General features: G+C 57.0%; 7 protein-coding genes. 2 read left to right on the top strand and 5 right to left on the bottom strand.

Annotated elements, in window-relative coordinates; translation table 11 throughout:
* Positions 1 to 103 precede the first annotated feature (103 nt).
* The 4 genes from proY to phoB all read right to left on the bottom strand — a co-directional run bounded on the left by proY (position 104) and on the right by phoB (position 5,294).
* On the bottom strand, positions 104 to 1,477 hold the full coding sequence (gene proY, locus ACOT1A_RS19745; protein ID WP_017383160.1) for a proline-specific permease ProY: 1,374 nt from the start codon (positions 1,475 to 1,477) through the stop codon (positions 104 to 106).
* 81 nt (positions 1,478 to 1,558) lie between these two features.
* A complete protein-coding gene (gene brnQ / locus ACOT1A_RS19740; RefSeq protein WP_003859118.1) occupies positions 1,559 to 2,878 on the bottom strand; it encodes a branched-chain amino acid transporter carrier protein BrnQ in 1,320 nt (439 codons plus the stop codon).
* Positions 2,879 to 3,287: 409 nt separating this feature from the next.
* Positions 3,288 to 4,583: a phosphate regulon sensor histidine kinase PhoR gene (gene phoR / locus ACOT1A_RS19735; RefSeq protein ID WP_023299433.1), complete on the bottom strand. Its 1,296-nt coding sequence runs from the start codon at positions 4,581 to 4,583 to the stop codon at positions 3,288 to 3,290.
* Positions 4,584 to 4,604: 21 nt separating this feature from the next.
* Entirely contained in the window at positions 4,605 to 5,294 is a 690-nt protein-coding gene (gene phoB / locus ACOT1A_RS19730) for a phosphate response regulator transcription factor PhoB (RefSeq protein WP_003859122.1), read from the bottom strand.
* Positions 5,295 to 5,481: 187 nt separating this feature from the next.
* On the opposite strand from phoB, the gene sbcD reads away from it, so the two are divergent.
* Positions 5,482 to 6,687, top strand: a complete 1,206-nt coding sequence (gene sbcD, locus ACOT1A_RS19725; RefSeq protein ID WP_276170334.1) for an exonuclease subunit SbcD — start codon at positions 5,482 to 5,484, stop codon at positions 6,685 to 6,687.
* Positions 6,684 to 9,815 (top strand): exonuclease subunit SbcC, encoded by a 3,132-nt coding sequence (sbcC, locus tag ACOT1A_RS19720; protein WP_276170333.1) that lies wholly within the window; start codon positions 6,684 to 6,686, stop codon positions 9,813 to 9,815. Before sbcD ends, sbcC begins: the two co-directional genes overlap by 4 nt.
* Before the next feature lie 87 nt (positions 9,816 to 9,902).
* Here the strand turns inward: sbcC and mak are convergent, their stop codons facing one another.
* Positions 9,903 to 10,808, bottom strand: coding sequence for a fructokinase (gene mak, locus ACOT1A_RS19715; protein WP_003859127.1), 906 nt, complete (start codon positions 10,806 to 10,808; stop codon positions 9,903 to 9,905).
* Positions 10,809 to 10,824: the final 16 nt, after the last annotated feature.

The raw sequence follows: 10,824 nt of genomic DNA, 5'->3' as shown, positions 1-10,824 counted from the left end.
TTCCCCTCACCCTAACCCTCTCCCCGGAGGGGCGAGGGGATTGCTCAGTGCTCGCATTAATTTGTGGGGAACCCTCAGCCCACGGGGAGAGGGGAAAAGAATGTTACTGTGCTTCCGCCAGCTGACGATCGCGGCGACATTTAAACATCCAGCCCACCAGCAGCAGGACGATCCACGCGAAGCCCACGTACAGGGAAATACGGGTATCCGGGTGATAACCAATCAGGCCAATGATGAAGACCAGGAAGATGAGACCGACAATGGTCGTTGGCACGCCGCCCGGCACTTTAAACTTCAGCGCTTTGGCCTCTTCTGGCGACAGGCGGCGACGGAACGCAATCTGCGACAGCAGGATCATGATCCACACCCACACCGTCGCAAAGGTCGCCAGCGACGCAATCACCAGGAAGACGTTCTCTGGCATAATGTAGTTCAGGTAGACCGAGAACAGCAGCGCCACGGTCATGACCAGCACCGTTACCCACGGGGTACCGCGACGCGACGTTTTGGCAAACACCTTCGGCGCACTGCCCTGCTCCGCCATGCCGTGCAGCATACGGCCCACGCCGAACACGTCACTGTTGATGGCCGACAGCGAGGCGGTCAGCACCACAAAGTTGAGAATGCTGGCGGCAAACGCAATGCCCATATGCTGGAAAGTCAGGACAAACGGGCTGCCGTTGGTGCCCACCTGGTTCCACGGGTAGATGGACATAATCACAAACAGCGTGCCCACGTAGAACACCAGGATGCGCATCGGTACCGAGTTGATGGCGCGCGGAATAGACTTCTCCGGATCTTTCGCTTCCCCGGCGGTGATGCCGATAATCTCGATTCCGCCATAGGCGAACATGACCATCTGCAGCGACATGACCATCCCGAGCCAGCCGTTGCTAAAGAAGCCGCCGTTGCTCCACAGGTTGTGAATGCCGGTTGGCTGTCCACCGTTGCCGATACCCCAGATGATAATGCCGAAACCGGCGAGGATCATGATGATAATGGTCGCGACCTTGAAGAAGGAGAACCAGAACTCCAGCTCGCCAAACACCTTCACGCTCATCAGGTTAACGGCGCAGATAATCAGCACCACGCTCAGCACCCAGATCCAGTGCGGCACGGCGGGGAACCAGACCCCCATATAGATACCAAACGCCGTCACATCGGCAATGGCAACAATCAGGATTTCGAAGCAGTAGGTCCAGCCGGTGATAAACCCGGCCAGCGGGCCTAAATTTTCCTGCGCGTAGCGGGAGAAGGAACTGGCAGAGGGGTTGTGAACCGACATTTCGCCAAGGGCGCGCATGATGATATACGCCGCCACGCCGCCGATGATGTAGGCCAGCAGAACGCTTGGACCGGCCATTTTGATGGCATCTGCCGAGCCATAAAAAAGACCGGTACCGATAGCCGAGCCCAGCGCCATAAAGCGGATGTGGCGGGTGCTCAATCCACGTTTAAGTTTGTTAGTGCTTTCCATTAAAATCTTGCCATTCAACACGAAAAAAACAAAAAACCACGGGGCCTTAAGCCCCGTGGTTAAACAATTTGTTGCCGTTGATTAATGGGCGTTGGATGTCACCTGACGCCCTGCCGCACGGTCCCAGATAATCGCCAGAACCAGCGCTACAACGGAAGGCATCAGCCAGGCCAGGCCCTGCTCGGACAGCGGCAGACGCTGTGTCCAGGCTGGCAGGATTTCTGCAAATGCTGATGCTTTGATCCCGTCAAGGATACCAAAAATCAGGCTGATAAACATGGCTGGCGCAATAATTCGCGTGGAGTTATGCCACCACGGACGGGTGAAGCTCAGCACTACCAGCACGATACATGGCGGATAGATCGCCGTCAGCACCGGAATTGAGACCTGAATCAGGTGGCTCAGACCGAGGTTTGACACCGCCATGGAGAAGATGCCGAGGATAAACACCAGCGTGCGGTAAGAAAGCGGCAGATACTGAGCGAAGAACTCCGCGCAGGCGCAGGTCAGACCCACCGCCGTCACCAGACAGGCCAGGAAAATCAGCGCCGCCAGCAGCATGCTGCCTGCACCACCAAAGGTGTGCTGCACGTAAGCATGCAGGATCGCCGCGCCGTTTGCGCTCTGATCGACCAGCGTTGCGCTATCTGAACCCAGACGGAACAGCGCCAGATACAGCAGCGTCAGGCCGACACCGGCCATCAGGCCAGCCCAGATGGTGTAGCGAGTCAGCAGACGCGCTTCGGTCACCCCGCGGGAACGCGCGGCGTTAACGATAACGATACCAAACACCATCGCGCCAAGCGTATCCATCGTCAGATAGCCGTTCACGAAACCGTTTGAGAACGCCGCGTTCTGGTAGGCGTCCATCGCGGAGCTGATGGGCCCCGCAGGCCAGACGATGGCCGCAACCGCCAGCACAATCAGCGCCACAATTTTCAGCGGTGCCAGGAAGTTACCCACAGTATCCAGCAGTTTGCCCGGATAGAGAGAAACCAGAATCACGATGGCGAAGTAAATGAGGCTGTAAATAAACAGCGGCATCGCGCCGTCACCGGTCAGCGGGGCAATACCCACTTCAAAGGAGACGGTCGCCGTACGCGGGGTCGCGAACAGCGGGCCAACGGCCAGATAGCAGACGGTTGCCAGCAGAACGCCAGCCACTTTGCCAATCGGGGTGCTGAGGCTGTCCACACCGCCACCGACTTTCGCCAGCGCGATAACGGTCAGTACCGGCAGGCCCACGGCAGTAAGCAGGAAGCCAAACGCAGCCGTCCAGACGTGTTCACCCGCCTGTAAGCCAACCATTGGAGGAAAAATGATGTTACCTGCGCCAACGAACAGCGCAAATGTCATAAAGCCCAGCGCGATAATGTCACGCGATTTCAAGTGATGGGTCATAAAACCTTACTGCCTGTGGATGTGGTGTTGAATACGTTGAGATTTTCGCCATCCCTGACGGGACGATACAGCGGAAAATTTGCTCAATTTCAGCGGGATATGCTCCCGTCCAGGCGTGGCGAAGAATAGTTTTTCGATTTACCACGCAAATACAGTCGGTCTGACAGTATATGGGGGGCAATTTAAACGCTTATAACGTTTAAAGGCAAGAAGGGATCGTAAAACCAGAACAATATGCCAGCATGAAAATTCAGACCAAAATAATATGCCATGTATAAGAAAAACTCATGGCTAATCATGCGAACAAAAAAGCACCAGCCGTATAATATTCACTCGCGTTTCGCTTGACTGCAAAGCAAACGGGCCAGCAATCGCTGGCCCGTGGAAAGGTAGCCTGACACACACGCTGTCAGGCACTTTTTTTGGCAATTAATCGTTCCGGGATCACGAAGCTAAAGCGCGTGCCCTTACCCAGGGTGCTTTCGATATTGAGCCGGCTTTCGTGGTGGCTGACGGCATGCTTCACAATTGCCAGCCCCAGTCCGCTCCCGCCGGTCTGCCGCGAGCGCGCCTTATCCACCCGGTAGAACCGTTCGGTGAGACGCGGGAGGTGTTCAGGCCCAATCCCCGGCCCGTTGTCCTCGACGCTAAATTCAGCCCCTGCCGGAGTATGCTGCCACCGCACCGCGATATGCGTCCCTGTCGGGGTATGATTCACGGCGTTATAGACCAGGTTTGAGATAGCGCTTCGCAGCTCATCTTCACTGCCGAGCACTTTCAGCGTGTTATCAACATCAAAACTCAGGGTGTGTTGATTATGGCTCAGCGTTTGGGCTTCGCGCTCCACCACTCGCAGCATCATCGGCACATCAATGATGTCGTTTAGCGCCAGCGACGGGGCAGCCTCAATTTTTGAAAGCGTTAGTAGCTGTTTGACCAGCCCTTCCATGCGGAACGTCTGTTCCCGCATGGTATGCAGCGCTTTCTCACGCGGCGCCCCCTCAAGCGTTTGCTCCTGCATCATCTCCAGATAGCCCTGAAGCACCGTCAACGGCGTACGCAGCTCGTGGCTGACGTTAGCAAAGAAGTTACGTCTTGCGCCCTCAAGCTGATGCATCTGGGTGACATCCCGCGCCACCATCAGCCACTGCCGATCGCTGTAGGGCATCACGCGAATTTCAAGATGGCGACCGTTATTGAGCTTCAAATTGTGCGGACGACTAAAATCACGCGTTTTCAGATACAGCGTGAACTCGGGATAGCGCAGAAGGTTGAGGATGTTCTGACCGTTATCATCCGGCCAGCGCAGGCCCAACAGCTGCTGTGCGAGGCCATTGCACCAGAAGATGGTCCCTTCTTCCGTCGTCAGGATCACTGCGTCCGGCAGCGACTCCGCGCCGCTGCGAAAGCGTTTTATCAGACTTCCCAGCTCACGACGGCGCTTTTTATTACGCATCTGCATCTGGTGCAGGCCGTAGAGTAGCGGTTCCCAGCTCCCGCTTCCCGGCGGGGGTGTCATACTTCTGTCGACCCACAGCCACCAGGAAAGACGCAGTAAATTCCAGAAATGCCAGACGAGCAACCCCGTCACGGCCACCAGTAAAAACCACGGCAGATAGCCAAAAATAGCCCCCAGAATGAGGGCCGGAATACAGCATAAGATCAGTTCAAAGACGAGCCTTTTCCATGACAGACGTTCCAGCACGCGTCACACTCCTGTCATTGTTCAGAAACGGGTCGAGAAGCGATAACCCGTGCCGCGGACCGTCTGTACCATGCGATCGTGGCCGCTCAGTTCCAGTGCTTTACGCAGGCGGCGAATATGGACGTCAACCGTTCGGTCTTCGACATAGACGTTAGTTCCCCAGACGTTATTCAGCAACTGTTCGCGGCTGTAAACGCGCTCCGGGTGGGTCATAAAGAAGTGCAGGAGTTTAAATTCGGTGGGGCCCATATCGAGGGGATTTTCACCGGTCATGACCCGGTGTGAGGTAGGATCCAGGCTCAGACCCTGCATCTCAATCACCTCTTCCACCGCCATCGGTGAAATACGGCGCATCACGGCTTTGATACGCGCCACCAGCTCTTTTGGAGAGAATGGCTTGGTGATGTAATCGTCCGCGCCAGTTTCCAGACCGCGCACGCGATCCTCTTCCTCACCGCGCGCCGTCAGCATCACCACCGGGATATCGCGGGTCATCGCCTCGCGTTTGATATGCTTGATAAACTGCAATCCGGAACCGCCAGGCAGCATCCAGTCCAGCAGGATCAGATCGGGCCAGGGTTCATTCAGCTGGTTCACCGCGCTGTCATAATCTTCCGCTTCAACCGGCTGGAAGCCATTTTGTTCAAGCACGAAGCACACCATTTCACGGATCGGAGCTTCATCTTCTACGACCAGAATACGTCTCGCCATACTTTGCCCTGTCTTATCGTATTTAAGTTACAAGTCTGTAATGCGGCGTCATTATGCGTCAGATTTATGACAGATTTATGAAAAACATTACCACGATAAATAGCAAACTGTTGTTTTATTACAGCGGTTATTTTCCGTTCCCCGAACGTTTATAATCCTGCTTTCTTATTATTGCCACGGATCTCTTATGCGCATACTTCACACCTCAGACTGGCACCTGGGTCAAAATTTTTACAGCAAAAGCCGCGCCGCGGAACATGAAGCGTTCCTGAACTGGCTGCTGGAGACGGCTCAGGCTCACGAGGTGGACGCAATTATTGTGGCGGGCGACATTTTTGATACCGGATCGCCGCCGAGCTATGCGCGTGAGCTGTACAACCGTTTTGTGGTCAACCTCCAGCAAACCGGTTGTCACCTGGTGATTGTCGCCGGAAACCATGACTCGGTCGCGACGCTGAATGAATCCCGCGATATTCTAGCGTTCCTCAATACCACCGTGGTGGCCAGCGCCGGACACGCGCCGCAGATCCTGAAAAAACGTGACGGCACGCCGGGCGCAGTGCTATGCCCAATTCCGTTTTTACGCCCGCGCGATATCGTGCAAAGCCAGGCAGGCCTGTCCGGGAGCGAAAAACAGCAGCATCTGTTGCAGGCCATCACCCGCTATTATCACCAGCAGCATACGGAAGCCTGCGCCCTGCGCGGCGAACAGGCCATTCCGATCGTTGCCACCGGGCACCTCACCACCGTCGGGGCCAGTAAGAGTGATGCGGTGCGCGAGATTTATATCGGGACGCTGGACGCGTTTCCAGCGCAAAACTTTCCCCCCGCCGACTATATTGCCCTCGGGCATATTCACCGGGCCCAGATCGTCGGGGGCTGCGAGCATATTCGCTACTGCGGCTCGCCCATTTCCCTCAGTTTTGACGAAACGGGCAAAGCCAAATCCGTGCATCTGGTGAGCTTCACCGAAGGCAAACTTAGCGCCGTTGAGACGCTTGAGGTGCCGGTCACCCAGCCGCTGGCAGTGCTGAAAGGCGATCTGGCCGCCATTACCGCTCAGCTTGAGCAGTGGCGCGGCGCAGCGCTTAATCCCCCCGTCTGGCTCGATATCGAAATCACCACCGATGACTACCTGTACGATATGCAGCGTAAAATTCAGACGCTGACGGAAGACCTTCCCGTAGAGGTGCTGCTGGTACGTCGCAGCCGCGAGCAGCGCGAGAAAATTCTGCTGAACGCCCAGCGTGAAACGCTTAGCGAACTTCGGGTTGAAGAGGTGTTCGCGCGGCGGCTTGCGCATGAAGAAGTGGACGAGGCCAGGCGCACCAGGCTTAACGAGCTGTTTGCCCATACCTTGCATTCCCTCAATGACGAGGACGGGAACGCATGAAAATTCTGAGCCTGCGTCTGAAAAATCTGAATTCGCTAAAGGGTGAGTGGAAAATCGATTTCACCGCGGAGCCTTTCGCCAGCAATGGGCTATTTGCCATCACCGGCGCAACCGGCGCGGGTAAAACCACGCTGCTGGATGCCATCTGCCTGGCGCTTTACCACGAAACACCGCGTCTTAATAAGGTCTCTCAGGCACAAAACGACCTGATGACGCGCGATACCGCCGAATGCCTGGCTGAAGTGGAATTTGAGGTCAAAGGCGTTGCTTATCGCGCTTTCTGGAGCCAGAACCGCGCCCGCAACCAGCCAGACGGGAACTTACAGGCACCGCGCGTTGAGCTGGCCCGCTGCGAAGACGGCAAAATTCTGGCCGATAAAGTCACGGATAAGCTGGAACAAACCGCCGCACTCACCGGGCTGGACTATGGTCGCTTTACCCGCTCGATGTTGCTCTCACAGGGGCAGTTTGCCGCCTTCCTGAATGCTAAACCGAGCGATCGCGCAGAGCTGCTGGAAGAACTGACCGGCACGGAAATTTACGGCCAGATTTCCGCCATGGTTTTTGAAAAACACAAAGCGGCACGCAACGCGCTGGAGATGTGCGAAGCGCAGGCCGCAGGCGTTGTGCTGCTGAGCGAGGAACAGCAGCAGCACTTGCAGCAAAGTTTGCAGGCACTTACTGACGAAGAAAAAATCCTGCTGGCACAGCAGCAGAGCCAACAGAAAGATTTTCAGTGGCTTACGCGTAACGACGAGCTGATACGTGAGCAGCAGCGCGTAGCCGCTTCGCAGCAGCAGGCGCAACAGGCTCTGACGGACGCCGCGCCGCAACTGGCGAAGCTCCAGCTGGCACAGCCCGCCGCCCAGCTACGTCCGCTGTGGGAGTATCAGCAGGAGCAGACCACCCGCCTGGCGCAGACAACAGCGCGAATTATTGAAGTAAATACTCGCTTACTCGACAGAGCGGCGCAGCGCTCGCGTATTCGCAACGGTGCGCTGCGCAACCGTGAACAGTTGCAGACAGAACACACGGTACTGACGCAGTGGCTAACCGAACACGATCGTTTCCGTCAGTGGGGGCAGGAAATTGCCGGCTGGCGGGCGCATTTTACGCAACTGAGTCGCGATAAAAATCAGCTTGTGGCCCAGTCAGCGCGTATGGCTGAGCTTCGTCAGAAACTGACTGAGATGCCGGAGAGTACGCTGACGCTGACGGCTGAGGATCTCGCGACGGCAATGGAGCAACAGGCACAATCGCGGGCGCTCCGCCAGCGTCTGACTGCGCTTCACGCTCGCTATCAGCCGCTGCAAAAACGGCTGCGCCATAATGCGGAAAGCGTTCAGAAAGCGCAGGCTGAGCAGGGTAAGCTCAATGAAACGCTGATCCTGCGGCGTCAGCAGTTCAAAGAGAAAAATCAGCACTATGCCGACCTGAAAGCGCTCTGTGAGCGTGAGGCGACAATCAAGGATCTTGAGAACTATCGTGCACAGCTCGAAGCGGGTAAACCTTGCCCGCTCTGCGGTTCAAGCGAACATCCGGCAGTTGTGCAGTATCAGGCGCTTGAACTGACCGACAATCAGCGCCGCCGCGACGCGCTGGAGAAAGAGGTTGCCGCGCTAAAAGAGGAAGGATTGCTGGTGCTCGGGCAGGTGAATGCGCTCACCCAACAGATCCAGCGCGAGACAGAGGAAGTACAGGCCCTCTCTCAGGAAGAGCAAGCACTCACTAAAGAGTGGCTGGAGGTCTGCGCCTCCCTGAACATAGCGCTGAATATTCAGGATGATATTGCCCCCTGGATGAGCGAACAGGAGCAGTATGAACGCCAGCTGTATCAGCTTAGCCAGCGTCTGACGCTGCAAAACCAGCTCAATGAACAGGAAGATCAGGCGCGCCAGTACCAGCAGCAGCTGACGGCGACGCGTCAGGCGCTGGCGGCCTCGCTAGAGTCGCTGTCGCTTAGCGTGCCCGATGAAGGGGCCGAAAGCGCCTGGCTGAGCGCACGCGAAGCTGAATATACCCGCTGGCAGGAAAAACAGGCCCAGCACGGTACGATTCAGGAACGTATTAACGTCCTGATGCCCATCCTGGAGACGCTGCCGGATTCTGATGACGCAGAAGCCGACGCGGTTATCCCTGAGAACTGGCGCGGCATCCATGACGAATGCGTGTCGCTGCAAAGCCAGCTCGCCACCCTACAGCAGCAGGAGACGCTTGAGCGTGAACGGCTTCAGCAGTCGCAGGCTCAGTTCAGCGCCGCGCTGACCGCGAGCTGCTTTGCCAGTCAGGAGGCATTTCTCTCCGCCCTGCTGGATGAAGCGTCGATCCGCCAGCTTGAACAACAAAAGCAGACGCTGGAGAACCAGCTCCAGCAGGCCACGGCGCTCTCCGTACAGGCAAACCAGCAGCTTCAGGCGCATCAGGCACAACGCCCGGAGGGGCTGGAAACCGACGCCGCAACCCTTCAGGCGCAGTTACACCAGCTGGCGCAACAGCTTCGTGAAAACACCACGCATCAGGGGGAGATCCGCCAGCAGCTCAAACAGGACGCCGATAACCGTCTGCACCAGCAGGCGCTTATGCAGCAGATTGAGGAGGCGGCGCGTCAGGCTGACGACTGGGGCTATCTCAATGCGCTGATAGGCTCCAGCACCGGCGATAAATTCCGTAAATTCGCCCAGGGGCTGACGCTGGATAATCTGGTGTGGCTTGCCAACCAGCAGCTCAACCGTCTGCATGGCCGCTATCTGCTTCAGCGTAAAGCCAGCGACGCGCTGGAGCTGGAGGTGGTTGATACCTGGCAGGCCGATGCGGTACGCGATACCCGTACCCTGTCCGGCGGGGAAAGTTTCCTCGTCAGTCTGGCGCTGGCTTTAGCGCTTTCCGATCTGGTCAGTCACAAAACGCGCATTGACTCGCTTTTCCTGGATGAAGGGTTCGGCACACTCGACAGCGAAACGCTGGACACCGCGCTGGATGCGCTCGACGCGCTGAACGCCACCGGGAAAACCATCGGCGTGATCAGCCACGTAGAGGCAATGAAAGAACGTATTCCGGTGCAGATCAAGGTGAAGAAGATCAACGGGCTGGGGTATAGCAGGCTGGACAGGGAGTTTGCGGTGCAGTAAATGGGGGATGTTGCCCTCACCCTGGCCCTCTCTCTGTGGGAGAGGGTACAAACATCAAAAACGGCAACGCAAGTTGCCGTTTTGCGTTTATTCCGGCCAGAGCCACGCCGCGCCGCGCACACCGCTGGAATCTCCATGGACGGCTTTGCGGATCGGCGTTTCGCATTCGCCCCCAAATACCCACTGTTTCACCAGCGTTGGCACCGTCGCGTACAGCCGGTCAACGTTGCTCATGCCGCCGCCCAGCACAATCACGTCCGGATCGAGGATATTGATCACATGCGCCAGTGATTTAGCCAACCGCATTTCGTAGCGGCTGAGCGCCAGTTCAGCCACCGGATCCTGTTCCTCAACCAGACGCATAATCTCGTTGCCTTTCAGCGGCTGGCCGCTCAGACGATGATAATCGGTGGCAAACCCCGTGCCGGAAATAAAGGTCTCAATACAGCCCTGCTTGCCACAGTAGCACGGCACCTCGGCACGGTATTTGAGTTCATCTTCGTCCATCCACGGTAACGGGTTGTGCCCCCACTCACCTGCGGTGCCGTTGCCGCCAATATGCGAGCGCCCACCGAAGGCCACGCCCGCCCCGCAGCCGGTACCGATAATGACCGCAAATACGGTCTGCGCGCCAGCCGCTGCGCCATCTACGGCCTCAGAGACCGCCAGGCAGTTAGCGTCATTTGCCAGACGCACTTCCCGGTTCAGACGCTGGCTTAAGTCTTTATCAAACGGCTGACCGTTGAGCCAGGTAGAGTTGGCATTTTTCACCACGCCGGTATACGGCGAAATGGAGCCGGGGATCCCCATCCCGACCGTGCCCGTCTCGCCCGTTGCCTGCTCTGCCATATCGACCAGACGGGCAATCGTCTCTATGGTCTGGTGATAATCATCGCGCGGCGTAGGCAGACGGTGGCGAAACAGTTGCTCCCCCTGCTCGCTCAACGCAATAACTTCTGTTTTGGTGCCGCCCAAATCAATCCCAATACGCACAAGACACTCCTCATTA

Origin of the sequence: Enterobacter cloacae complex sp. SYL003, assembly GCF_049236925.1 — a bacterium.
Classification (GTDB): Bacteria; Pseudomonadota; Gammaproteobacteria; order Enterobacterales; family Enterobacteriaceae; genus Enterobacter; species Enterobacter intestinihominis.
This window is presented reverse-complemented; position numbering and strand designations above follow the sequence as displayed.

Coding starts and splice junctions, on each gene's coding strand:
- proY (WP_017383160.1), bottom strand. CDS start 1,477: ATGGAAAGCACTAACAAACTTAAACGTGGATTGAGCACCCGCCACATC.
- brnQ (WP_003859118.1), bottom strand. CDS start 2,878: ATGACCCATCACTTGAAATCGCGTGACATTATCGCGCTGGGCTTTATG.
- phoB (WP_003859122.1), bottom strand. CDS start 5,294: ATGGCGAGACGTATTCTGGTCGTAGAAGATGAAGCTCCGATCCGTGAA.
- sbcD (WP_276170334.1), top strand. CDS start 5,482: ATGCGCATACTTCACACCTCAGACTGGCACCTGGGTCAAAATTTTTAC.
- sbcC (WP_276170333.1), top strand. CDS start 6,684: ATGAAAATTCTGAGCCTGCGTCTGAAAAATCTGAATTCGCTAAAGGGT.